We start from the raw sequence: 24889 nt of genomic DNA, 5'->3' as shown, positions 1-24889 counted from the left end.
GAGGTGGCGCGCCGTCTGTCCGGCCCGACGTGATGGGGCTCAGCTTTCCTCGGTGGCCTCGGCCGGAGCGGCGGCCTCGTCACCCTCGAGCTGCGCCGCGGACGGCGCCTCGTTGACGGCGACGACGAGCGCGTCGGCGTCGGTGATCAGGACGGCACCTTCCGGCAGCGTCAGGTCACTGGCGTGGATCTGCGTGCCCGCGGCGACACCGGCGATCGACAGCTCGATCTGCTCCGGGATGTTCATCGCGTCGGACTCGATCTGGATCGTGCTGAGGTCCTGCGTCAGCAGCGTGCCCGAGGCGGGCTCGCCCGAGATGACCAGCGGCACCTCGACGGTGACCTTCTCGCCGCGCTGGACGAGCAGCAGGTCGACGTGCTCGATGTAGTTCTTGATGGGGTGCGTGGTGACGGTCTTGGTCAGCGCCAGCTCACTCCCGCCGTCGAGGGCGAGGGTGAGGACGGCGTTCTGACCGTGCTCACGGACGACACGGGCGAACTCGAGCGCCGGCAGGGCCAGGTGCTTCGGGTCGGAACCGTGGCCGTAGAGCACCGCGGGGATCTTGCCGGCGCGACGGGTACGGCGGGCGGCGCCCTTGCCGAATTCAGTGCGCTGCTCAGCGGCGAGACGGACCTCGGACACGGTGGGGTACTCCTTAACAGGTCTGGCCTTGTACGTCGGGGCGGTGCACAAGTATCAGCGTTTGGGAAGGTGGCCAGCGGCGGCGAGCAGCGCGGAACAGGACAACACGCGCGGCATCAAGCCACCGCGTCGATCACGCCGAGCTTGTCGAGCTCGCCCTCGCCGAGGCAACCCGACCAGTGTAGGTGAGGGGGAGCGGGGAGCCTAATCGGGGGGCCGGCGTTGGTCCTTGGCTGTGTCGCATTGGGTGCGGGGGGTTGAGTTGCGTCCCTCGTTGGGTCGCCTTGGCGCCGGGGTTGGGTTGGGTCCGTTGTCTGTCGCCTTGGCACCGGGGTCGCTCAGGCACGTTGTCGATCGCCTTGACAGCGTGGTTGATCAGGCAGGGACGACGTTCGGGGTTCATCGCCGCTTCGCGACGATAGCGATTGGGGCTTGACCTCTAGCGGGGCGATGAGTCGGCCTTAAAAAGCCGGGCATAAGGGAGCCCGGCCGATCCCTACCAGGATATCGCCCCGCCCTCAAAGTCAAGCCCCAATCGCAGGTCAAAGGGCTTGTCACCGCTACCCATGGAGGGAAGGTAGATACGTCTCGCTTCGCTCGATAGGCGTGAACTGCCTGAGGTGAGGGAAGGTCGTCTCGCTTCGCTCGATCAGGGGCGTTGTCCCTGGCGTCGCCTCCGTGTGGGGCGTTGGACCCCCGCGCGAGTCCGTGATTGACCGCGTGGCGGGTGGGCTCCCGGCAAGAGCAGCGAGAGCAGCGAGAGCAGCGAAAGCGGCGAAAGCGGCGAGGAGCCGTGAAGAACCGCAGGGCGGAAAGGCGAAGGGCCTCCCGCGCGTGCCGAAGCGAGCGCGGGAGGCCCCGTCGAGAGGAGATTAGGCGTTGCCGTCGAACAGCGACGTCACCGAGCCGTCCTCGAACACTTCCTGGATCACGCGGGCCAGGAGGGGTGCGATGGACAGCACGGTCATGTTCGGGAAGCGCTTCTCCGCCGGGATGGGCAGCGTGTCGGTGAACACGACCTCGCGGGCGCCGCAGGTGGAGAGGCGTTCGGTGGCCGGGCCGGAGAGGATGCCGTGGGTGGCGGCGATGACCACGTCCGCGGCGCCCTCGCTGAGGAGCTGCTTCACGGCTCCGGCGATGGTGCCGCCGGTGTCGACCATGTCGTCGATCACGATGCAGAGGCGGCCCTCGACCTTGCCGACGACGCGGTTGGAGACGACCTCGTTCGGGCGGAGGGGGTCGCGGGTCTTGTGGATGAACGCGATCGGTGCGCCGCCGAGGGTGTCGGCCCACTTCTCCGCGAGCTTGGTGCGGCCCGCGTCGGGGGAGACGACGGTGAGGTCGTGGCCCGCGTACTTGCCGCGGATGTGGTCGGCCAGCAGGGGCATGGCCCACAGGTGGTCGACCGGGCCGTCGAAGAAGCCCTGGATCTGGGCGGTGTGCAGGTCGACGGAGACGAGGCGGTCGGCTCCGGCGGTCTTGAACATGTCCGCGATGAGGCGGGCGGAGATCGGCTCGCGGCCGCGGTGCTTCTTGTCCTGCCGGCCGTAGGGGTAGTACGGCAGGATCACGGTGATGCGCTTGGCGGACGCGCGCTTCAGGGCGTCGACCATGATCAGCTGTTCCATCAGCCACTGGTTGATGGGGGCGGTGTGCGACTGGATCACGAAGGCGTCGCAGCCGCGCACCGACTCCTCGAAGCGGACGAAGATCTCGCCGTTCGCGAAGTCGTAGGCCTGCTGCGGGGTCACGGTGACGTTGAGGTGCTTCGCGACCTCTTCCGTCAGCTCCGGGTAGGCACGACCTCCGAAGAGCATCAGGTTCTTCTTCGGTGTGCCGGACATCTGCGGGTTCACGGTCAGCGACCCTCCTCTGTCTTCTCGGAATTCTGCTGCGCGAGTGCCGCGGCCGCCGCCTGGGCGGCTGCCGTGCCCTCGCGCCGGCTGAGGACCCAGCCTTCGAGGTTGCGTTGCGGGCCGCCGGACACGGCCAGCGCGCCCGGTGGGACGTCGCGGCGCAGGACGGTGCCCGCGCCGGTGTACGCGCCGTCGCCCACCGTCACCGGCGCCACGAACATGTTGTCCGAGCCGGTGCGGCAGTGGGAACCGACGATTGTGCGGTGCTTGTTCACCCCGTCGTAGTTGACGGTTACCGATGCTGCACCGATGTTGCTGTGATCGCCGATCGTGGCGTCACCGATGTAGGACAGGTGCGGGACCTTCGAACCCTCGCCGATCTGCGCGTTCTTCGTCTCCACGAACGTGCCGATCTTGCCCTTCACGCCCAGTGACGTTCCGGGGCGCAGGTAGGCGAACGGGCCGACGGAGGCGCCGGCGCCGATCACCGAGTCGCTGCCGTGGGTGCGCACGACGGACGCGCCGTCACCCACCGTCACGCCCGAGAGCGTCGTGTCCGGGCCGACCACGGCACCGGCGCCGATCACCGTGCCGGCGCGCAGCTGTACGTTCGGCTCGATCAGCGCGTCCTGGCCGACCCGCACGTCCGCGTCCACCCACACCGACGCCGGGTCGACGACCGTGACGCCGGAGCGCATCAGGCCCTCGACGAGGCGGCGGTTCAGCTCGGCGCCCACGGCGGCCAGCTGCACGCGGTCGTTGATGCCCTCGACCAGCCAGCGGTCGGACGCGACCAGCGCGCCCACCCGCCTGCCGTCGCCGCGGGCGATGCCCAGCACGTCGGTCAGGTAGAGCTCGCCCTGCGCGTTGTCGGTCGACAGCCGGGAGAGGCCGTCGCGCAGCACCGCGGCGTCGAACGCGTACACGCCCGAGTTGATCTCGGTGATCAGCTGCTCGGTGACGGAGGCGTCCTTCTGCTCCACGATCCGCTGCACGGAGCCGTCGGGGTCGCGCACGATCCGGCCGTACCCGGTGGGGTTGTCCACCTCGGCGGTCAGCACGGTCACGGCGTTGCCCGCGGCGGAGTGCTCGGTGAGCAGCGCGGTGAGGGTCTGCGTGTCGAGCAGCGGCACGTCGCCGTAGCTCACGACCACGGTGCCGCCCAGGTCGTGGGGCAGCTCGGCCAGCCCGCACGAGACCGCGTGCCCGGTGCCCTTCTGCTCGGCCTGCACGGCGACGGTGACCTTGCGGCCCAGCGCGCCGGACAGGGCGTCGAGGTGCTCGGTGACCGACTCTCGGCCGTGGCCGACGACGACGGCCAGGTGATCGGGGTCTGTGCCCGCCGCCGCACGCACCGCGTGTTCGACGAGTGACCGTCCGGCGATCCGGTGCAGCACCTTGGGCGTGGCCGACCGCATGCGGGTGCCTTCCCCGGCGGCGAGCACGACCGTGCTGACAGGGCCTTCGAGCATCAATGCTCTCCCTAACAGGCTGGGTGGTTCGAAGTCCGCGGACCAGCCTAAGCCTCCGCGGACGGCTCCCCCGCCACAGCGGCAACCTGGCAGCCACCCTGCCGCTTCGCCACGTACATCGCCGAGTCAGCCCTTGACAGGGCCTGGTTGGCGGATTCGCGGGGGCGCAGCGAGATGACGCCGACCGACAGCGTGACCCCGCGGGAGAGGTCGATTGGCAGGCCTGCCACGGCATCCACGGCCCGTCCCAGCGCTGCCTCCGCGGCGTGCAGGGGGGCGCCCGGCAGCAGCACCACGAACTCGTCGCCGCCGTAGCGGGCCACCATGTCGTCACCCCGCAACGCCTGGCGGAGTGTGCTGGCAATCACCCGAAGAACATCATCACCCTCGGCGTGCGAGTGCCGGTCGTTCACGCCCTTGAACCCGTCGAGGTCCACCAGCGCGATCGAGAACGGGTACACCTCACCGGCGATGAGCTCGCGCATCTTGTCGTCGAGGGCGCGCCGGTTCGGCAGGCCGGTCAACGGGTCCTGCAACGCCTGCTGCGCTATCGCGCCGTGCGCGCGCGTCAGTCGTTCGTGTTCGCGGCGCGTCGTCAACGTGGCCACGCGGGACTCCCGCATCGCCCACAGCTCGGCCTCCAGGGCCGCGTTGTAGGCCTGCAGGGCGGAGGTCGTGTGCGGACCGCAGAGGTGCGCGTACTCGCGTTCCAGCGACAGCACCAGCGACGGTTCCGACGTGTCGTGCTCCATCTGCGTGCGGGTGTCGCCGAGCACCTTCAGCGCGTCGTCCAGCCGGTTCGCCACCTGCAGGCAGCGGGCCAGCGCGATCGCGACGATGATCAGCTCCCGCGCGTACATCGACAGCCCGCGCAACGACCACAGCCGGTCGAGGTGGTCCTCGGCCGGGTTCGTGAGCGCCTGCGCGGCACCGAGGATCGGCACCTGCTCGGCGGCGGCGAGGTCGCGCCGGCCGGGGTGCAGCGACTGCCGGAACGGCACCTCCGCGGCCTCGGCGAGCCCGGCGGCGACCCGGAACTGCTCGTGCGCGTCGTCGTGGAAGTTCACCCGTTCGAGGCGCAGGCCCCAGCCGATCCGCAGGCGCGTGCGGTTCACCAGGTGCACGTAGATCTGGTGCGGCTGACCGCTCTCCCACAGCGCGTTGTGCGCGCGGGCCAGCACGTCGTCGGCCATCTCGTAGACGCCGAGCTGGGTCAGCACCAGGGCGATGTCCTGCAGCGTCGTGGCCAGCAGCTGGTCCCACGTCCGCTTGTCGAAGACCGGGTCGGGCTCCGGTTCCTCGTCGAGCATCATCGCGAGCGCCGCCGCGATCTCGGTGAGCGCCTTGTCCTCGGCGTTGCCCAGCAGGAACCGGCGGCCGCGCAACGCCCGCGCGTCCGCCTCCAGCACGATCAGGCCGTGCCGGCGGCAGTGCGTGAGCATCTCGTCGAGCCGCGGGTCGGACATGTCGACCAGGCCGGGCGTGACGAGCCGGACCACGGCGGCGGCGCGCAGCAGCTGCGCCACGATGCGGGGCTCGCCGCGGCCCTGGGCCTCGGCGAGGATGTGGTCGATCTCGTTGGCCGCGTCGAGCTGCGCGGCGAGGTGACTGCTCTGGGCCACGGCGACGAGCTCGCTCGCGCGGCCCACCAGCCACGCGTCGGACATCTCGTGGTGGCGGTGGCCCACGTTGCCCTGCTCGTCGACCGTCTCCTCGGGCAGCTCCGCACCTCCTGAAGACCCACGCGAACCGATGCCAGCTCCGCCACCAGGATTCGAACCTGGACCATCGGAACCAAAATCCGAGGTGCTGCCTTTACACCATGGCGGAACGGACGAGTTGGCGCCCGTCCAGCGCACATGTTGTCATGAGACCTCCCGCGCTTGTCCAACCACCACTCGACCGGCCGTGGCGACGACCGGTCCCATGATCACGGCCGCAGGCCGATCGTGCTGGTCAGGAACTCGCCGAGCTCTCTGCGGTACGTGTCCGTCGCCACATTCCACCCCGAGGTGTGGTCGGCGCCGGGGATCTCGACGTACCGCAGCGGCCACCCCAGGCCGGGTGCCGCGGTGGCCAGGTCGCGTGACGACTGGGCGGGCACGGTGCCGTCCGCGGTGCCGTGGAAGACCAGGGTCGACGGCCGGTGCCCCGGCGGGTTGCGGACCAGGTCGAAGCGGTCGAAGTCGAGGTCGGCGCGCCAGCCGGAGACCAGCTCCGCGACCGGGGTGAGCCACGTCGGCACGCCCCGGTTGCGCGCCTGCAGGTCCAGCGTCTGCGTCCAGTTCGTGACGGGGGAGTCGAGCACGACGCCGCCGACCACACCGGCCAGCTCGGAGCGGGCGAGCGCCTGGCCGACGATCGCGCCGCCCATCGACCAGCCGTAGAGCAGCACCTTCCGCGCGCCCTGGCCCTGCGCGTACCTGATGGCGGCCTCGACGTCACGCCACTCGGTGTCGCCCAGGTGGTAGAGGCCGTCGGGGGAGGCGGGCGCGCCCGCGTCGTTGCGGTAGGTGATCAGCAGGACCGGCAGCCCCGCGGTGTGCAACTGCGGAACGACCCGCAGCGCCTCCTCGCGCGACGCCCCGCGGCCGTGCACGGTGATCGCCCACGTGTCCCGGTTCTCGGCCGGCACGAGCCACGCGGGCATCTCACCCAGCTCGGCGGGCACCCGCACCTCGCTGTAGACCAGTCCGAGCGCGGTCTTCGGGTTGCCCTCGTAGACGTCGGTCTCGATCCGCACGCGGGTGCCCTCCGGCGGTGCGGTGCCCTCCAGCAGCGGTCGTTCGACGCGCCCGTTCCGCGTCGTCTCGACGTCGCCGACCTTCGCGGTGCCGCCGGGCCAGACGAGTCCGAACGTGCCGGCCCGGGTGCTCAGCGCCGACTCGGCCAGCACGACGTTGCCGCCGTCCTGGCCGAGCGCGGTCTCCGGGTACCGCTGCGGCACCTCGGCCGGTTCCAGCAGCTCACCGCTGTAGTACCAGCCGATGCCGCCCAGCGCCGCCGTGACCAGCACGAGCAGCGACAGCAGCGAGAGGACGGTGATCCGGACGATCTTGCGCCTGGCCATTTCCCGATCATCCCCCGCGCACGTCCCGAATCCACCCGACACGACGCGACCGCACCGGCTCCGGAAGTAGGCTGACTCGATGACCAGGGTCAGGATGACGGGCGGGGAACGGCGCGAGCAGCTCCTGACCGTGTCCCGCTCCCTGTTCGCCGAGAAGGGCTTCGAGGCCACCTCGATCGAGGAGATCGCGCACCGCGCCGGCGTCTCGAAACCCGTCGTCTACGAGCACTTCGGCGGCAAGGAAGGTGTCTACGCCGTCGTCGTCGACCGCGAGATGCGACGCCTGATGAACCAGATCGCCACCGCGCTGGAAGGCGGCAGCCACCCGCGTGAGCTGCTCGAACAGGCCGCCGGCGCCCTGCTCGACTACATCGAGGGCTCGACGGACGGGTTCCGCATCCTGGTGCGCGACTCACCCGTGGCCTCCTCGTCCGGCACGTTCTCGTCGCTGCTCAACGACATCGCCTCGCAGGTCGAGCACGTCCTCGCCGTGCACTTCGCCCAGCGGGGCTACGACCGCGAGCTCGCCGCGCTGTACGCGCAGGCGCTGGTCGGGATGGTCGCGCTGACCGGGCAGTGGTGGCTGGAGGTGCGCAAGCCGGAGAAGGACGAGGTGGCCGCGCACCTGGTCAACCTGGCCTGGAAGGGCCTGTCCGCAATGGAGCACAGGCCCCGGTTGCGCTCGCGGTCCTGAGCGGCACCCGCCGAGTCCGCCGCGGCCCGCCCGTTGCGCGATGCTAAGCGCGCAGATAATATGCACGCATGACGAATTTCGAGTTCGAGCACAGCGTCGAAGGCCCGGCGACCGCGGCGGCGGTCTGGGCCCTGTGGAGCGACGTCTCCCGGTGGACGGAGTGGGACGAGGGCCTGGAGTCCGCGACGCTGGACGGGCCGTTCGCCGAGGGGTCGGGCGGCACGATGGTGGTCACCGGACAGGGCCCGGTCACGTTCACGCTGACCTCGGTCACCGACGGCGTGGGCTTCGTGGACGAGACGGCCGTGCCGGGCGCGGTGCTGCGGTTCACGCACCACGTCGAGGAGGTGCCCGGCGGTGTCCGCGTCACGCACTCGGTGGTGGTCGAGGGGCCCGCCGCGCAGTCCCTCGGACCCGTGGTGACGGCCGACCTGCCCGACGCCGTCGAGGCGCTGGTGAAATTGGCGTCGTGACCCGTTTCTCCGGCCCGGACGACTCGCCGGGCTTCCTGCTGTGGCGGGTGACGCTCGCGTGGCAGCGCGCCATGCGGGCGGCACTGGCCCCGCACGACCTCACCCACGTGCAGTTCGTGCTGCTCGCCTCGCTGTGGTGGCTGGGCGAGCACGGCGGCGCGCCCTCGCAGCAACGCCTGGCCGAGCACGCGGGCACCGACCCGATGATGACCTCGCAGGTCCTGCGCAAGCTCGCGGACCGCGGGCTCGTCTCACGCTCGGTCGACCCCGCCGACTCGCGGGCCCGGCTGCTGGAGCTGACGCCGGAGGGCACGGCACTGGTCGGCACGGCCATGAAGGACGTCGAGGACGCCGACCAGGCCTACTTCGCGGGGCTCGGCGACGAGCAGCGGGCGTTCGTGCGCGGCCTCACGCGGCTCCTGTGAGCCGGAGCAGCTTGTCGTCGCTGCCGTTGGACGTCGTGAGGTAGAGCGACCCGTCGGGTGCGGTGCGGGCGGCACGCAGGCGGCCGTACCGGTCGTTGAGCTCGTCTGGGACGCTGACGTCCCGCACCTTGCCGGCGTCGTCGAGGGTGAACAGCATCAGCTTCGCGCCCTTGAGCGCGGTGACCGCGAGCTTGCCGTTCCAGAACGCCGGCTGGCAGATCGCCTCCGTCGGCGACCCGGACGACCACACCGCCGGCACGGCGTCCGGGAAGCGCCGCAGGTCGGTCATCGGCACGGACTCGTCGTACCCGCCCCGCGTGCCGCCCTGGGACGGGTCCCACCCGTAGTTGCCGCCCGCCTTGAGCAGGTTGACCTCGTCGTCGACCGACGGCCCGTGCTCGCTGGAGAACGCCTGGCCGGAGCCCGGCCGGAACACCACGCCCTGCACGTTGCGGTGCCCGTAGCTGTAGATCCGCCGCTCGTTGGCGTTCTGCGAGGACTCGAACGGGTTGCCCTTCGCCCCTTCACCGGTCTCCGGGTCGATCCGCAGCACCTTGCCGCCCAGGCTCGTGCGGTCCTGCGGGTTGCGGCCCTGCGCGATGTCCCCGGTCGCCACGAACATCGTCCCGTCCGGCGCGAGCGTCGGCCGGCACCCGGAGTGCCGCCCACTGGAGTTCGACGGCATGCCGGTGAGCAGGTCCTTCGTCTTCGTGGCCTTGGCACCCTCCAGCCGGAACGTCACCAGCCGCACGTCCTCGGCCGTGTTGTAGCAGGCGGTGAACCGCTTGCCGTCCGGATGCACGACCAGCCCCATCAACCCGCCCTCACCGCGCACCTGCACGTCGCCCAGGTCGGCGTCGACCGGCGTGACCCGGCCGTCCTTGACCAGCTTGAGCCGCGCCGGCCGTTCGCTGACCAGCAGCGAGCCGTCCGGCAGGAACCCGAGGTCCCAGGCGTGCTCGAACCCTCCGGCGACCTGCTCGACCTTCAGCCCCCGGGGAGCGGGCGCCTTCGAGGGCGCGTTCCCGCCCGGCTCCGGCGTGGAGCACGCGGCGACGACCAGCACCAGCCCTGCAGCAACAAGTGCGCGCATGTACCGACTATGCGTTTTGTGCCGTGGAGCTTCCGTGAGGCCATCGGCGTGGTCCACTGCCGGGTTGGAATTTCCCGTTTCCGCACAACTGCGCGCGCTCGTACTCCTACTGTCGGTCACGGTGGCCACGACACCAGGCAGGGGGAGTGAGACGTGGTGGGAGGCATCCTCGACCCGGACGGGGCACGCGACAGGCTGGAGGCGTGGAAGGGACGCATCGACAAGCTCGCCGCCGACACGCGGGCGATGAGCGAGCGGTTCCAGGACGTGCGGGTCACCGTGCACGACCGGAACGGGCTCGCCGAGCTGACGGTCGACTCGACCGGGGCATTGGTGGACCTGCGGCTCACCGACCGGATCCAGCGGGTCCCGCCCGCCGAGGTCGCCCAGGCGATCATGGCGACACTGGGCAGGGCGCGCGGCGAGCTGGCCGACCGGTCGCGGGAGATCATCGCGGAGACCGTCGGCGACACCCCGGCCGCACGGGCCATCGCGGAGCGGGTCGGCAACCAGCTGCGCGGCGGTGAAAGCACCGCCCGTCCGGTCATGACCGACTATGACGACGACGGCAACGACACCCGCACCTACCTCAGGGAGCGGTGACCATGTCGTTCGAGGTCGACGTCGAGCAGTTGCGCGCCCACGCGGCGAACGTGGCCAAGATCCAGGCGCGGTTCGCCGCGGTGAAGTCCGCGAGCGCCCACATCACGCAGGACGGCCAGGCCTACGGCGCGTTGTGCGAGTGGATCTCCGGGGTGCTGGCGGGCCGGCACACCGAGCAGGACGAGCTGATCGCCTACCAGGAGGAGACGCTCGACATCGTCGTCAAGACGCTGCTGGTCAGCTCGGACGACTACGAGGGCGTCGACGAGCAGAACGCGGGCCTGGTGCGGTCCGCCGGCGGGGGTGAGCCGTCATGACCGACCTGGTGGCCCCCGTCCAGTCGTCGCGCGAGGTGTGGACCGGCTCCGGTGTCGCCGACAGCATCGAGGGCCTCGTCGACGCGATCAGGACCGAGGGGTGGGTCGACGACCTGCTGGCGGGTTCGGGTGCGGCCGTCGAGGTCGTCGCCTTCGCGCTCGACCCGATCAGCGGCCTGCTGTCCAACGGGCTCGGCTGGGCCATCGAGTACTTCGAGCCGCTGCGGGAGGTGCTCGACGAGCTCACCGGCAAGCCGGACGTGGTCAGGTCACACGCCACGACCTGGGAGAACATGGCCAAGGAGCTCTACAGCATGTCCGAGGACCTGCGGTCGTGCGTGGAGGCGGACATCCCCGGCTGGCAGGGCGAGGCGGCCGACGCGTACCGGGCCAAGATGGCGAAGAACGTCGAGGCCATCGGTGCGCTGGGAGCCATCTCGGCGGCGATGGCGGCGGCCACCGAGGGCGCGGGCAACCTCGTGGAGATGACCCGCGAGATCGTCCGGGACCTGATCGCCGACCTGGTGGCGAGGGTGATCGTGTGGGCGGTCGAGGCGATCTTCGTCGTGACGATCCCGGCGATCGCGTCGCAGATCGTGGCGGCCGTGGTGAAGTGGGCCGGTCGCATCCTCACCTTCACCGGAGCGTTGATCAACAGCCTGACCAGCCTCACGAAACTGCTGAACGGGTAGGCGGCGATGCGGACACTGCTCACCCAGCTGTGGTTGCTCGTGTGGTTCGCACTGCACAAGAAGCCACCCAAGCCCGGTCCTCCTCCCGGCGGGCCCCGCAAGCCGGGCAAACCGGCGCAGCAGCACGGGTCCATCGACGCGGGTGCGGGCCTGACCAGCGCCCAGCGGGCCACGCGCGACCTCGAACAGGAGGCCAGGCCCACCGGCGTGACCTCCGACCGCGACGTCCACGGCAAGCTGCGCGAGACAGAACGTGACGTCGACGTGGACCGCGTGCGCAAGGACGGCAAGCTGTACTTCCAGGAGGACGGTCAGCTCGTGCGGGTGCTGAGCAACGGTGACGGCACCTACTCCGTCGTGGTCAGCGACCCGTCGAACCCGTCGGGCAACCCGACGACGACGTTCCCGAAACTGACCGAGAAGCAACTGCAGAGCCGGATCGACCGGGAGTACTGGAATGACTATTCCTGAGCAGGCGACCAGGACGACGGTCGCCGACGTCTGGCAGGCGGTGCTCGACGGCACGGTCAGCCGTGAGGACGCGCACGCCTGGGCCGCCAGGTGGGTCGAGGCCGACGACGTGGAGGTACCCGACCGGATGGTGTGGACGGCGCTGCAACGGGTGCACGGGTTCGACCTCGTGTGGACCGACGTGGCGCGCACCACCGTGCGGCACGGCGGGTCCCAGGCGTACGTGCACTCGCTCGGCGACCTCCGCCAGGCCCTCGTGACCTGGCAGGACGACTGCCGCAGCTACGACGCCGACCCCGCCGGGCACCTGCGGCGCAAGATGCAGGCGGCGCGCGCCGCTGCGCAGCGCGACCACTAGAGCCGCGCACGAGTCACCCGATAAGGGTTCGCCGCACGAGCTATGGTGGGGGTGAGACCCCTCGTCCCAGGCAGGGGTCTGTCTGGCATTCCGCACTCGACGGGGTTTCGAAATCATGCCGCTGCACGGCCTGCTCGATGGTGTCCTGCCCGACAAAGCCCTCCGCACGCTGATCGACTCGGCCGGTGTTCCCGAGCTGGAGCTGGACGGTCCGCTGGCCGCCCGCCCGCTGGTCACCGCCGCGCTGTCCACGGTCCGGCCGGTGCTGGCCGTCACGGCGACCGGCCGCGAGGCCGAGGAGCTGACGAACGTCCTCAAAGACCTCATCGGCTCCGACGAGGTCGCGTTCTTCCCGAGCTGGGAGACGCTGCCGCACGAGCGCCTGTCGCCCCGCGCGGACACCGTCGGCGCGCGCCTTCAGGTGCTGCGCCGCCTCAAGCACCCCGCGGGCAAGCCGGTCAAGGTGCTGGTCACGACCGTGCGCAGCCTCATCCAGCCGATGGCGCCGGGCCTGGGCGACCTCACGCCGGTGCACCTCGTGGTCGGCGAGGAGCAGGACTTCGCGGAGCTGGTCACGCGGCTGGCCGAGAACGCCTACACGCGCGTCGACATGGTCGAGAAGCGCGGTGAGTACGCCACGCGCGGCGGCATCCTCGACATCTTCCCGCCGACCGCGGAGCACCCCTACCGCGTCGAGTTCTGGGGCGACGAGGTCAGCGAGATCCGGCCGTTCTCCGTGCAGGACCAGCGGTCGCTGCCCGAGGAGGTCGGCGAGTTCGTCGCGCCGCCGTGCCGCGAGCTGCTGCTGACCGACGACGTGCGGCACCGCGCGGCGGAGCTGGCCGAGGAGCACCGGTCGGACGCGCACCTGGTGGAGATGCTGGAGAAGCTCTCCAACGGCATCGCGGTCGAGGGCATGGAGGCGTTGATCCCGGCGCTGTGCCCCGGCGAGCTGCAGATGCTCACGGACGTGGTGCCGAAGGGCACGCACGTGCTGCTCAACGACCCGGAGAAGGTCCGCGCGCGGGCCGCCGACCTGGTGCGGACCGGCCAGGAGTTCCTGGAGGCGTCGTGGATGGCCGCCGCCACGGGCGGCAAGGCGCCGATCGACCTGGGCCGCAGCGCCTACCGGGGCCTGGGTGAGATCTCCGAGCAGGCGCGGGCCAACGACCGTCCGTGGTGGACGCTCACGCAGCTCACGACCGACGCCGCCGACGTGGTGCACCTCGACGTCAAGCCGGTCGAGGCCTACCAGGGCGACGTCGACCGGGCCTTCGCGGACCTCAAGGCGCACACGGCGACCGGTGGCGCGGCGGTGCTCGTCGTGCCCGGCGCCGGTACCGCGCACCGTGCGGAGGAACGGCTCAAGGAAGCCGAGGTCGCCGCCGTCTGCCTCGAATCCCTCGACGAGGCACCGAAAGCCGGCATGGTCACGGTCGTGCGCGGCGCGCTCGAGGACGGCTTCGTGCTGCCGGACCTCGCGCTGGTCGTGCTGACCGAGACCGACCTGACCGGCGGCCGCGGCGGAACGTCCACCAAGGACATGCGCAAGATGCCCTCCAAGCGGCGCAACGCGGTGGACCCGCTGGCGCTCAAGGCGGGCGACTTCGTGGTGCACGAGCAGCACGGCATCGGCAAGTACGTGGAGATGGTGCAGCGCACCACCAAGGACGCCGCCGGCGCGTCCGCCACCCGCGAGTACCTGGTGCTGGAGTACGCGTCGTCCAAGCGCGGCCAGCCCGGCGACCGGCTGTTCGTGCCGACCGACCAGCTCGACGAGGTCAGCCGGTACGTGGGCGGTGAGCTGCCGACGCTCAACAAGCTCGGCGGCAGCGACTGGAAGAACACGAAGTCCAAGGCGCGCAAGGCGGTCAAGCAGATCGCGGCCGAGCTCGTGCAGCTCTACGCGGCCCGCCAGTCCGCGCCCGGCCACGCGTTCGCGAGCGACACGCCGTGGCAGCGCGAGCTGGAGGACGCGTTCGCGTTCACCGAGACGCAGGACCAGATGGCCGCGATCGACGAGGTCAAGGCCGACATGGAGCGCAGCGTGCCGATGGACCGCGTCATCTGCGGTGACGTCGGCTACGGCAAGACCGAGATCGCGGTCCGCGCGGCGTTCAAGGCGGTGCAGGACGGCAAGCAGGTCGCCGTGCTGGTGCCGACGACGCTGCTGGCCCAGCAGCACCTCAACACGTTCGCCGAGCGCATGCGCCAGTTCCCGGTGAACGTCAAGGGCCTGTCCCGGTTCACCGACGCGAACGAGTCGGCGCAGACCGTGGCCGGTCTCGCCGACGGCGAGGTCGACATCGTGATCGGCACGCACCGGCTGCTGCAGAAGTCCGTGCGGTACAAGGACCTCGGCCTCGTGATCGTGGACGAGGAGCAGCGGTTCGGCGTGGAGCACAAGGAGCACATCAAGGCGCTGCGGACGCACGTCGACGTGCTGACCATGTCCGCGACGCCGATCCCGCGCACGCTGGAGATGTCGCTGGCCGGCATCCGCGAGATGTCCACGATCCTGACCCCGCCGGAGGAACGGCACCCGATCCTCACCTACGTCGGCGCGTACGACGACAAGCAGGTCGCCGCCGCGATCCGCCGCGAGCTGCTGCGCGACGGCCAGGTCTTCTACGTGCACAACCGGGTCTCGACCATCGAGAAGGCCGCGAAGCGCATCCGCGAGCTCGTGCCGGAGGCCAGGGTCGTGACCGGGCACGGCCAGATGAACGAGGACAAGCTCGAACACCTCATCCAGGGCTTCTGGGAACGCGAGTACGACGTGCTCGTCTGCACCACGATCGTCGAGACCGGCCTGGACATCTCCAACGCCAACACGCTGATCGTCGAGCGCGGCGACCTGCTCGGCCTGGCGCAGCTGCACCAGCTGCGCGGCCGCGTCGGCCGTGGCCGCGAACGCGGGTACGCCTACTTCCTGTACCCGGCGGAGACGCCGCTGACCGAGCACGCGCACGACCGGCTCGCCACGATCGCCCAGAACACCGAGCTGGGCGCGGGCATGGCGGTCGCGATGAAGGACCTGGAGATCCGCGGCGCCGGCAACATCCTCGGCGCCGAGCAGTCCGGCCACATCGCGGGCGTCGGCTTCGACCTGTACGTGCGGCTGGTCGGCGAGGCCGTCGAGGCGTTCCGCAGGCACGCCGGCGCCGACGGCGGCGAGGTCGAGGAGGAGCTCGCCGAGGTCAGGGTCGACCTGCCGGTCGACGCGCACGTGCCGCACGACTACGTGCCCGGCGAACGGCTGCGCCTGGAGGCCTACCGCAAGATCGCGGCCGCCACGGACGAGGCGGCGCTCCAGTCGGTCTGGGACGAGCTCAAGGACCGCTACGGCACGCCGCCGGAGCCGGTCGAACGCCTCCTCGGCGTGGCCAGGCTGCGGCACACCTGCCGCCGCCACGGCGTCGCCGAGGTGATCGCGATGGGGCAGAACATCCGGTTCGCGAAGCTGGAGCTGCGCGACTCGCAGCTCGTCCGGCTGCGCAGGCTGTTCCCCAAGGCCGTGTACAAGCAGGCCATGGGCACGGTCACGGTGCCTAGGCCGACGGAGGGAGCCGCGGGCGGCCGGATGGGTGCACCGCAGCTGCGTGATCAGGAACTGCTGAACTGGTGCGGTGCCTTCCTCGACTCACTCGCGGGGACTCCCGTGACCGGAGTCACCACGGCGTGAGAGGCTGATCCCCGTGAGCACTGTTCTGAAGCGTTTCTCGCTGGTCGGTGTTGCTGTGGCGTTGCTTGCCACCGGATGCTCCGCCGGGCCCGCGAAGGCCGGCTCGGCCGCGATCGTCGGAGGCCAGGCGATCGATCTGAAGACCGTCCAGGATCGCACCATCACGGTGCTCAAGAAGGAGCCCGCGGCCCAGCAGATGCAGGACCAGGGCAAGCTCGACCAGGTCTCGCGGCTCGTGCTGGCCGACGAGATCACCCACAGGATCGCCGAGTACGCCGCGCAGCGCGAGAACATCACGGTCGACGAGACCAAGGTGTACGACGCGGTGAAGGAGCGCGGCGGCCCGGAGGAGGCCTCCAAGCAGAGCGAGCAGGACCCCACCACGATCTACCGCCGCCAGCGCGACGCGATGGTCATGGGCGAACTGGCCCGCCGCAACCTCTCCACGCTCGAGATCACGATCGACTTCTTCCAGGTCAAGGACCCGAAGGAAGCCAAGGACAAGGCCAGGGAGGCCGCCGCGGACCCGGCGAAGTTCGCCCGGTTCGTGCAGGAGGCGCCGCGCACGTCGAGCGGCCAGCAGGCCTCGGCGACGAACCAGAAGGTCCGCGTCTCCGAGAACGCCTCCCTCGTGCACACCATGCTGTGGGGCGTGAAGCCGGGCACGGTCGTCGCGTTCCCCGCCGACGAGCAGCAGGCCAGCTGGATGGTCGCGCTGGTCAAGTCGCGCGACACGGTCCCGGCGACGCCGGGCGAGGACGAGCTGGCCGACCGCATGGACCCGCGGCTGCTCGCGGCGTTCGGCCTGCGGATCGCCCAGTTCCACGCGGCCGACCTGGACATCGAGGTCAACCCGCGCTACGGCGTGTGGGACCCGACCGGTGCGACCGTCGTCGGCAAGGCCGGTGAGCAGGCCGGTTTCGTCGGCGTGAGCGCGGCCCAGAAGAAGTCTTGACCACCACCGTCGTCCTCCTGAGCGAGCGGCTCGGCACCGTGCTGCCCGCTGCCGCCCTGCCCGCGCTGCGCACGGCCTCCGCCGTCTACGCGGGCGAGGGCGTGCCGGTGGAGTCCTGGTCGGCGTTTGGCGTCGACGGGCCCGCTCCCGAGGAGCTCGAAGACGGTGCCGTGGTGCTCACGACCTCGGCCGGCGCGTACCCCGGTGCCGTGGTGATCACGACGCCGGAGCCGCTGGGCGCCGGGCTGCTCGACGCGGCCGCCGTGATGCACCGGCTGCGCTCACCGGGCGGATGTCCGTGGGACGCGGAGCAGGACCACCAGTCGCTGCGCCAGTACCTGGTCGAGGAGACCTTCGAGCTGCTCGAGGCCATCGAGGACGGCGACCGCGCCGCGATGCGCGAGGAGCTCGGCGACGTGCTGCTGCAGGTGCTCGTCCACGCCCAGGTCGCCGCCGAGGACGCGCTGGACCCGTTCGACATCGACGCCGTCGCGGCCGGGCTGGTCGCGAAGCTGGTCGGCCGGCACCCGCACGTCTTCGAGGGCAACGACCCGGCCGTGCACGACGCGACCTCGCAGCAGCACCGCTGGGAGGAGCTCAAGCAGGCCGAGAAGCAGCGCGAGTCCAGTGTGGACGGTGTGGCGCTCGGGCAGCCGGCGGTGGCGCTGGCCGCGAAGCTGGTGCAGCGCACCACACGCGCCGGTCTTCCGGTCGACCTGCTGCCGGAGGGCGACGACACGGGCACGACGCTGTTCGCCGTGACCGCGCTGTCCCGGCTCGCGGGTGAGGACCCGGAGACGGAGCTGCGCCAGGTGTGCCGGCGGTTCGCGGCGTCCGTGCGGGAAGCCGAAGCCAAGGCGCGGGCCGAAGGTCTGGAATCTCCGAGCGCGGAGGACTGGCGGCGTTTTTGGCCCTCCTGAACCGGTGAGGTTGGGCTAACGTCGATCACGTGACTTACCTGCGGTATCCGCACCTTCGCGGTGACTTGGTGACGTTCGTGGCCGAGGACGACGTGTGGCTGGCCCCCGTCGACGGGGGAAGGGCGTGGCGCGCGTCCGCTGACCAGGTGCCCGTCCGCTCGCCGCGGATCTCGGTGGACGGCACGCACCTGGCCTGGGCCAGCTGGATCGACGGTGCGCCCGAGGTGCGGGTGGCACCTGTGGACGGTGGACCCGCCCGCCGGTTGACGCACTGGGGCGTCGCCCGCACGCACGTGTCGGGGTGGACTGCGGACGGCCGCGTGGTCGCCGTCTCCACGACGGGCCAGATGTCCAGGAACCGCAAGCAGGCCTGGGCGGTGCCGCTGGACGGCGAACCGGCCGAGGTGCTGCCGTACGGGTGGGTGAACGACGTCTCGTTCGGCCCGGACGGGCAGGTCGTCACGGCGTCCAGCTACATGCAGGAACCCTCGTACTGGAAGCGGTACCGCGGTGGCACCGCCGGGAAGCTGTGGGTGGACCAGGCCGGCACCGGCGAGTTCGTCCGCATCCTCGACGACCTGAAGTCGTCGCTGGTCAACCCGATGTGGGTGGACGGGCGGATCGCGTTCCTGTCCGACCACGAGGGCGTCGGCAGCCTGTACTCGGTCGCGCCGGACGGCACCGACCTGCGGCGCCACAGCGAGCTGGACTTCTACGCGCGCAACGCCTCCACCGATGGCTCGCGGGTGATCTTCCACTCCGCCGGCGAGCTGTGGCTGCTGGAGGGCCTCTCGGAGCTGCGCAAGCTCGACATCAGGCTGGGCGGCCCGCGCACCGGCCTGCAACCGCACCACGTCAAGGCTTCCGGCAACATCGACTCGTTCAGCGTCGACCACACCGGTCGCGCGTCCGCCATCGAGGTGCGCGGTTCCGTGCACTGGGTGACGCACCGGGACGGTCCCGTGCGCGCGCTGGCCGAGCGCTCGGACGTGCGCGCGCGGCTGCCGAAGATCCTCGGCGAGACCGGCCACGTCGTGTGGGTGACCGACGTGGAGGGCGAGGAGGCGCTGGAGATCGCGCCCGTCGGTGGCGTCGAACCCGGCAACACCGCTCGCCGCATCGCGTCCGGGCAGCTGGGCCGGGTGCTCTCGCTCGTCGCCGCGCCGGACGGCTCGCGCGTGGCCGTCGGGACGCACGACGGCCGGTTGTTGTTGGTGGACATCGCTTCCGGTGAGGTGCGGGAGGTCGTGTCCGGCGCCAACGCGAACGTGAGCAACCTGGCGTTCTCGCCGGACTCGGCGTGGCTCGCGTGGTCGCATCCGGGACCGACACCGTTGCGGCACATCAGGATGGCGAACGTGACGGACCTGTCCCTCGTGGACGTGACGCCGCTGCGGTTCGCCGACTTCTCGCCGACCTTCACCGAGGACGGCAAGTACCTGGCGTTCCTGTCGGTCCGGACGTTCGACCCGGTCTACGACGCCCACGTCTTCGACCTGTCGTTCCCGACCGGCTGCCGCCCGCACCTGGTGCCGCTGGCCGCCACGACCCCGTCGCCGTTCGCCCCGATGCGCGGCGGCCGGCCGGTGGGTGACGAGGAGGACGACAAGGACTCCTCGGACGACGACGACAAGCCCGCGATCTCGAAGGTCGACATCGAGGGCCTGGCCGACCGGGTCGTGGCCGTGCCCGTCGCGGCCGCCGAGTACACGGGCCTGCGCGCGGCCCGCGGCGGCCTGCTGTGGCTGCGCCGCCCGTTGCTCGGCGTGCTCGGCGACAACCTGGCCACGCCCGACGCCCGGCCGCCGCGCACGGTGCTGGAGCGGTTCGACCTCGCGAAGCAGAAGACCGAGTGCCTGGCCGAGAGCGCGGACGCGTTCGCGGTGTCCGGCGACGGCCGCCGGATGCTCGTCGAGGACCGCGGCGACCTGCGCGTCGTCCCGACCGACAGCAAGGCCGACGAGGACTCCCCGGACCACGTCGAGATCGACCTGGCGCGGGTGCGCGTCGTGGTCGACCCCGCTCTGGAGTGGGCGCAGATGTACGCCGAGAACGGGCGGCTCATGCGCGACAACTTCTGGCGCACCGACATGGGCGGCGTCGACTGGCAGGGCGAGCTCGACCGCTACCGCCCGCTCGTGGAGCAGCTCGGCAGCCACGACGACCTCGTCGACCTGCTGTGGGAGGTCCAGGGCGAGCTCGGCACGTCCCACGCCTACGTCTGGGGCGCGCCGCACCACGTGCCCACCTCCCGCCGCCAGGGCCTGCTGGGCGCGGACCTGGTCCGGTCCGGCGACGACTGGGTGGTCGAGCGGGTGATCCCCGGCGAGACCTCCGACCCGCACGCCCGTTCGCCGCTGGCCGCTCCCGGCGTGGCCGTGCGCGCGGGCGACGCCATCGTGGCCGTGGACGGCCGTCCGGTCGGTGCGTCCGGGCCCGGTCCGTTGCTGATCGGCACCGCGGGCAAGCCCGTCGAGCTGACCGTGCGCCCCAGTGGTGGTGGCGCGCTGCGTCGGGTCGTGGTCGTGCCGTTGGCCGATGAAGAGCCCCTGCGTTATCACGACTGGGTGGCCAACCGCCGTGCGTTCACGCACGACATGTCCGGCGGCCGCGTGGGCTACCTGCACGTTCCCGACATGATGGGCGCCGGCTGGGCCCAGCTGCACCGCGACCTGCGCGTGGAGCTGACCCGCGAGGCCCTGGTCCTCGACGTCCGCGAGAACGGCGGCGGCCACACCTCCCAGCTCGTGATCGAGAAGCTCGGCCGCAAGGTCATCGGCTGGTCCGTGGCCCGCGGCTACACGGCGTCGGAGAGCTACCCCCAGGACGCCCCGCGCGGCCCGGTCGTGGCGGTGGCCGACGAGTACGCCGGCTCCGACGGCGACATCGTGAACGTGGCCATCAAGGAACTGGGCATCGGCCCGGTCGTCGGCGTCCGCACGTGGGGCGGCGTGATCGGCATCGACATGCGCTACTCCCTGGTCGACGGCACCATGGTCACCCAGCCGAGGTACGCGTCGTGGTTCAAGGGCCACGGCTGGGACGTCGAGAACTACGGCGTCGACCCGGACATCGAGGTGGTCATGACCCCGGCCGACCGCGTTTCCGGCCGCGACCCGCAGTTGGAACGAGCAGTTTCCCTGGCCCTGGAAAGGCTTTCATCTTCGCCCGCCGCTCACGCTCCGGAGTTGCCGCCGTTGGCGTGAGCACCCCATCGTGTGACTAAAGAACTGTGACGCACTGTTCCTTGTGGACGATCAACAAGGTGGAACAGTTGTCCTCGTGCGGGGGTGTGTCGCAGATGAGTCACCGTGAAGAGCCGCCCAGTGGCCGTGGCTGCTTCGGAGCCGTGGTCGTCGTACCTTTCCTGGCACTCGGCGGCATGTTCGCGCTGATCGCCCTGACGGGGTCGCCGGAGGAAGCCCCTCTGGCGGCCCCGCCCGCCACCCGGCCGACATCGCAGTGGTGGACCAAGCCGTTCGACACTGCCTCGACCGTGACGGAAACCGTTGTGGTGGAGGGGAAGGTGCGTGAGGTGCGGACGGCGCGGATGGGGACGCAGACTCGGGTGGCGGTGTCGACCGTGACGCAGACCGTGCGGGTGTCTTCGGTCTCGTTGCCGCCGTCTTCGGTCTCGTCTTCGTCTTCGGCTTCGTCGAAGCCGGGGGCGGTGGGGCGGAACGAGGATCCTGGTCCTGGGGATGGTTCGTCTACTTCGGACACGTCTGTGCCGGTGGTGACGTCGAGTGCGGGGGTTCCGCCTGGGGTTCCGAGTTCTTCGGGTGCGCCGGTTCCGACGGGTGCGCCGCCGGCTTCGGCGAGGGCGTCTGGGGGTGTGCCGACGGCTGTGCCGCGGTCGGAGGAGCCGGTGCCGTCGTCTTCGCCGGGTGGGGTGCCGGCTAGTGGGGCGCCTTTGGGTGATCGGGCGGATGCTGGGGATTCCACGGTGGGTTCGGAGGTTGGGGGATCTGCGGTTGAGGGGTCGGGTGGGTGGTTGGCTTCTCCTGCTGAGGTGCGCGTGGGTGTTGCGTCGGCAGGGAAATGAGAAGGAGGGCTGGGGCCTACTTCCGTCTGGCCCCAGCCTTCTTCGTCGGCTTTGGGTGCCCTTTCGGTTGCCGCGCCTTCCCGTTGCCGCGCCCGTTCGACGGCCGCGCTCGTCCCGGCAACGCGCCTCCGGCGACGCGCCTTTCCAGGTGGGGGTGAGCTTGTCCGAGGCGCGCCGGGTGCGTGGGACGTCCGCCGGTTGCGATGGCGGGTGGCGGGTGCGCGTCCGTAAGTGGTTGCGGGGCTTGGGGATGTGGCGGGTGCGTTGCTGCGAGGGGGACTCCGTCCCCCTCGACCCCCTGACAATCTGATCAAAAACCGGGCCGGCGCCGCTCGCGGGTTGATGGCACGCCTGGTGCTTTGGGCGGCTTGCGGCTGCTTGGGTGCTTGCGTTGTGGTTGTGGTTTCGTCACGAATCGCACCAGAGGCGGCCACACCAAGGAGGGGACGTCAAGTCCGAAAAGCGTGGACTTGACGTCCCTCCTTGCCGCGGCAGGGCTTCGCCTGCGACTCGTGACGAAACCACAACCACCCAGGTTCCTTGCCAGGGAAGGGAGAAGACGCTCACCCGGCCTGGCAGGCGACAAACACCGCCACGCCAGGCAGGCGACAAACACCCGCCATGCGGGGCAGGCGAAAGACGCCAGCGTGCCCGGTAGGCGAGAGACGCCAGCCATGCGGGACGGACGAGAAACACCAGCCATGGCGGGCAGGCGACAAGTGCTCGCCATGCCGGGTAGGCGAGAACACCGGCCATGCCGGGGCAGGCGAGAGCCGCTCGCGGTGCTCGGCAGGCGAGAAACACCGGCCATGCCGGGCTGGGCGAGAAGCGGTGGCCACGCGAACGAGCTGGGCCAGCAGCGGACGGGTTTGGCTCAGACTTCGGAGGCGAGGCCGGGACAGGCCGGGCCGGACAGGGCTGGGCGAATGCGCGGCTGGGGCCGCGCCGGGGTGGCCGGGAAGGCCGTAGGTGGGCCTGGCGCGGGTGGAGGCGGTGACCCAGCGGGCGGCGGTCGGCACAGTGCCGTGTGGAGCCGCCGCGACAGCGCGACGCACAACGGTCGAGACGGTGCGGCGGCGAGCCGTCGAGGCGGTGCGAGCCGAGTCGCCGCGACAGCGTGGTGTGGCGCCCCTCCCGCGTTTCCATATCTGCGGGCGAGTGAGCAGTGAAATCCTGACATGCCTGATAGACGGCACCGGGCCTGAATCAGGACATCCTTCACCCGATCGTGTGGCGGAAGGCGTAACAGGCAGGTCCACCGAGCGGCAGGAACCCCCGGCGGCCCCCAGCCCAAGCGAGCGAAGACACCCGAGCGAACCAAAGGCGGCGAAACGCGGCGAGTGGCTACTGGGGCACGCTGGCCCGTGCGTAGGCGTCGGCGCCGCTGAACACGTTCTGCCCGTACTCCACGGAGTTGTTGTAGGCGAGCACCGCCGCCCACCAGCCGGGGCCCGTCCCGAGGTCGCGTGAACCGCCGCCGCACAGGTAGCGGGCTGCGGTCAGGGCGGCGTCGTCGATGTTCTGGGGGTCGGCGGGCTGGCCGTCGGCTGCGGCTCGTTTGGCCCAGCGGTTCCAGGTGCCGGGGATGAACTGCATTGGGCCCACGGCGCGGTCCCACCTAGTGTCGGTGTCGAGGCGGCCGCCGTCGGTGTCGTTGATGGCGCGGACGCCGGGGGAGCCGTCGAGGGGGATGCCGATGATCGGGCGGGACGGGAGGCCGTTGTCCTGGAGGCGGGCGCCGTTGATGTTGCCGTGGTGGGACTCGATGCGGCCGATGCCCGCCAGGGTGGCCCAGGAGATGCGGCACGACGGGGCGTCGCGCTGCATGGTCAGGTCGGCGGCGGCGTAGGCGTGCAGGGCGCGGACCGGGATGTCGGTTTTCGACGCCACGCGGGTGGCCCATTCGGTCAGCGGGTTGTCGCCGGGGGTGGGGGGTGGGGCGACCGCGTTGCCGGGGGCGGCGGCGCCTGGCTCCACCTCCTGCAGGGGGACGAGGAACGGGGGTGGGCCGACTCGGTCGGCGTCGCGGCGGTTCAGGGCGCCCAGGCCCCACGCTCCGGCTGCGACGACCACGATCAGCAGCAGCACCAGGGCGATGCGGCCGACGATGTTGGCGGCGCGGGAGCGGCGGCGTTGGGGCTGCAGCAGGACCACGAGACCCAGGCTACGTGGCTCCGGCGGCGGGGTGCCGGGTCAAGCGTGATGCAACCGGCACTGTTGGCGGCTGGACATACAGGTGAGCCTTACCTAAATTCAGGCCGACCTGAATTCACGGAGGCGCGGGATGTTGTTTGCCAATGGCTTGATCGGGCTGCGGGAGGGGCTTGAGGCCGCGCTCGTGGTCAGCATCCTGATCGCATTTCTGGTTAAAACGGACAGAAGGCACGCGCTGAAGTGGGTGTGGGTCGGCGTGGTGACCGCGGTGGTGCTCTCCGTGACGGCGGGTGCGGTGATCACCTTCGCCGGTGCCGGCATGAGCTTTGAGCAGCAGGAAGCGTTCGGCGGGACGATGTCGATCATTGCGGTCGCGTTCGTCACGGGAATGATCTTCTGGATGCGGCGCGCGGCCAAGACGATCGCGGCCGAGCTGCGCGGGAAAATGGATCAAGCACTTCAGGTCGGGCCCGTTGCCGTGGTCGTTGTGTCCTTTTTGTCCGTAGGACGAGAAGGGCTCGAAACGGCTGTTTTCTTCTATTCCAGCGTGCAGGCCGCGGGTGGGGGTGCGGCGCAGCCGCTGATCGGGTTCCTGGCCGGGATCGCGGTGGCCGTGGCCATCGCCGCCGGGCTCTACGCGGGGGCGATCCGGTTCGACCTCGGCAAGTTCTTCACGGTCACGGGCGTGCTGCTCGTGTTCGTGGCGGCGGGTGTCCTGAGCTACGGCATCCACGACCTGCAGGAGGCGGCGATCCTGCCGGGGCTGAACACGCTCGCGTTCGACATCAGCGACGTGCTGCCGGAGGACTCCTGGTACGGCGCGGTGCTCAAGGGCTTCTTCAACTACTCGCAGCGGACCTCGGTGCTGCAGGCCGTCGCGTGGGTCTCCTACGTGGCGGTCGTCCTGTCCCTCTTCCTCGTCCGGCCGCGCGTCCGCGCTGCCGCCTGAAATTCTGGAGTTGCG

Annotated in this window: 20 protein-coding genes and 1 tRNA gene; 13 read left to right on the top strand and 8 right to left on the bottom strand. The window is 70.7% G+C overall.

Going from position 1 to position 24889, the window contains the following annotated elements:
• Window positions 1–39: 39 nt before the first annotated feature.
• The 6 genes from ADL03_RS02230 to ADL03_RS02205 form a co-directional block, all read right to left on the bottom strand.
• A complete protein-coding gene (locus ADL03_RS02230; protein WP_053731666.1) occupies window positions 40–642 on the bottom strand; it encodes a 50S ribosomal protein L25/general stress protein Ctc in 603 nt (200 codons plus the stop codon).
• A gap of 872 nt (window positions 643–1514) precedes the next feature.
• Complete coding sequence (locus ADL03_RS02225; RefSeq protein ID WP_197288035.1) at window positions 1515–2486, bottom strand: ribose-phosphate diphosphokinase; 972 nt, start codon at window positions 2484–2486, stop codon at window positions 1515–1517.
• Window positions 2487–2500: 14 nt separating this feature from the next.
• Window positions 2501–3970, bottom strand: coding sequence for a bifunctional UDP-N-acetylglucosamine diphosphorylase/glucosamine-1-phosphate N-acetyltransferase GlmU (gene glmU, locus ADL03_RS02220; RefSeq protein WP_053731664.1), 1470 nt, complete (start codon window positions 3968–3970; stop codon window positions 2501–2503).
• Window positions 3971–4017: 47 nt separating this feature from the next.
• Window positions 4018–5658 carry a GGDEF domain-containing protein gene (locus ADL03_RS02215; RefSeq protein WP_197288013.1) on the bottom strand — a complete coding sequence of 547 codons (1641 nt, stop codon included), beginning with the start codon at window positions 5656–5658 and terminating at the stop codon, window positions 4018–4020.
• A gap of 71 nt (window positions 5659–5729) precedes the next feature.
• A tRNA-Gln gene (locus ADL03_RS02210) sits at window positions 5730–5800 on the bottom strand.
• A gap of 100 nt (window positions 5801–5900) precedes the next feature.
• Window positions 5901–7040, bottom strand: a complete 1140-nt coding sequence (locus ADL03_RS02205; RefSeq protein WP_053731663.1) for a S9 family peptidase — start codon at window positions 7038–7040, stop codon at window positions 5901–5903.
• 79 nt (window positions 7041–7119) lie between these two features.
• Between ADL03_RS02205 and ADL03_RS02200 the strand changes: the two genes are divergently transcribed.
• The 3 genes from ADL03_RS02200 to ADL03_RS02190 all read left to right on the top strand — a co-directional run bounded on the left by ADL03_RS02200 (window position 7120) and on the right by ADL03_RS02190 (window position 8632).
• Window positions 7120–7734, top strand: coding sequence for a TetR/AcrR family transcriptional regulator (locus tag ADL03_RS02200; RefSeq protein WP_082372809.1), 615 nt, complete (start codon window positions 7120–7122; stop codon window positions 7732–7734).
• A 68-nt stretch (window positions 7735–7802) separates the two neighbouring features.
• A complete protein-coding gene (locus ADL03_RS02195; protein WP_053731661.1) occupies window positions 7803–8207 on the top strand; it encodes an SRPBCC family protein in 405 nt (134 codons plus the stop codon).
• Window positions 8204–8632, top strand: a complete 429-nt coding sequence (locus ADL03_RS02190) for a MarR family winged helix-turn-helix transcriptional regulator (protein WP_231641367.1) — start codon at window positions 8204–8206, stop codon at window positions 8630–8632. The genes ADL03_RS02195 and ADL03_RS02190 overlap by 4 nt, the downstream gene beginning before the upstream one ends.
• Here ADL03_RS02190 and ADL03_RS02185 read toward each other — a convergent pair.
• Window positions 8616–9725 carry a sorbosone dehydrogenase family protein gene (locus ADL03_RS02185; RefSeq protein WP_053731660.1) on the bottom strand — a complete coding sequence of 370 codons (1110 nt, stop codon included), beginning with the start codon at window positions 9723–9725 and terminating at the stop codon, window positions 8616–8618. The genes ADL03_RS02190 and ADL03_RS02185 overlap by 17 nt on opposite strands.
• A 153-nt stretch (window positions 9726–9878) precedes the next feature.
• Between ADL03_RS02185 and ADL03_RS02180 the strand changes: the two genes are divergently transcribed.
• The 9 genes from ADL03_RS02180 to ADL03_RS02140 all read left to right on the top strand — a co-directional run bounded on the left by ADL03_RS02180 (window position 9879) and on the right by ADL03_RS02140 (window position 20932).
• Entirely contained in the window at window positions 9879–10328 is a 450-nt protein-coding gene (locus ADL03_RS02180; RefSeq protein ID WP_053731659.1) for a YbaB/EbfC family nucleoid-associated protein, read from the top strand.
• Window positions 10329–10330: 2 nt separating this feature from the next.
• Complete coding sequence (locus ADL03_RS02175; protein ID WP_053731839.1) at window positions 10331–10645, top strand: type VII secretion target; 315 nt, start codon at window positions 10331–10333, stop codon at window positions 10643–10645.
• Window positions 10642–11337: a WXG100 family type VII secretion target gene (locus tag ADL03_RS02170; RefSeq protein WP_053731658.1), complete on the top strand. Its 696-nt coding sequence runs from the start codon at window positions 10642–10644 to the stop codon at window positions 11335–11337. Before ADL03_RS02175 ends, ADL03_RS02170 begins: the two co-directional genes overlap by 4 nt.
• A 6-nt stretch (window positions 11338–11343) precedes the next feature.
• The gene (locus ADL03_RS02165) at window positions 11344–11808 is read left to right on the top strand and encodes a hypothetical protein (RefSeq protein ID WP_053731657.1); all 465 of its coding nucleotides are present in this window, start codon (window positions 11344–11346) and stop codon (window positions 11806–11808) included.
• Complete coding sequence (locus tag ADL03_RS02160) at window positions 11795–12166, top strand: hypothetical protein (protein WP_157527832.1); 372 nt, start codon at window positions 11795–11797, stop codon at window positions 12164–12166. The genes ADL03_RS02165 and ADL03_RS02160 overlap by 14 nt, the downstream gene beginning before the upstream one ends.
• 115 nt (window positions 12167–12281) lie before the next feature.
• Entirely contained in the window at window positions 12282–15851 is a 3570-nt protein-coding gene (gene mfd / locus ADL03_RS02155; RefSeq protein WP_053731655.1) for a transcription-repair coupling factor, read from the top strand.
• A 13-nt stretch (window positions 15852–15864) separates the two neighbouring features.
• Entirely contained in the window at window positions 15865–16806 is a 942-nt protein-coding gene (locus ADL03_RS02150; RefSeq protein WP_053731654.1) for a hypothetical protein, read from the top strand.
• Window positions 16803–17726 (top strand): MazG family protein, encoded by a 924-nt coding sequence (locus ADL03_RS02145; protein ID WP_053731653.1) that lies wholly within the window; start codon window positions 16803–16805, stop codon window positions 17724–17726. The genes ADL03_RS02150 and ADL03_RS02145 overlap by 4 nt, the downstream gene beginning before the upstream one ends.
• 29 nt (window positions 17727–17755) lie before the next feature.
• A complete protein-coding gene (locus ADL03_RS02140) occupies window positions 17756–20932 on the top strand; it encodes a S41 family peptidase (protein WP_053731652.1) in 3177 nt (1058 codons plus the stop codon).
• A gap of 2183 nt (window positions 20933–23115) precedes the next feature.
• Here the strand turns inward: ADL03_RS02140 and ADL03_RS02135 are convergent.
• Entirely contained in the window at window positions 23116–23925 is an 810-nt protein-coding gene (locus ADL03_RS02135) for a hypothetical protein (protein WP_231641365.1), read from the bottom strand.
• A 130-nt stretch (window positions 23926–24055) separates the two neighbouring features.
• On the opposite strand from ADL03_RS02135, the gene efeU reads away from it, so the two are divergent.
• Window positions 24056–24874 carry an iron uptake transporter permease EfeU gene (gene efeU / locus ADL03_RS02130; RefSeq protein ID WP_053731651.1) on the top strand — a complete coding sequence of 273 codons (819 nt, stop codon included), beginning with the start codon at window positions 24056–24058 and terminating at the stop codon, window positions 24872–24874.
• Window positions 24875–24889: the final 15 nt, after the last annotated feature.

This window comes from Nocardia sp. NRRL S-836 (genome assembly GCF_001279525.1).
Lineage (GTDB): Bacteria > Actinomycetota > Actinomycetes > Mycobacteriales > Pseudonocardiaceae > Lentzea.
This window is presented reverse-complemented; position numbering and strand designations above follow the sequence as displayed.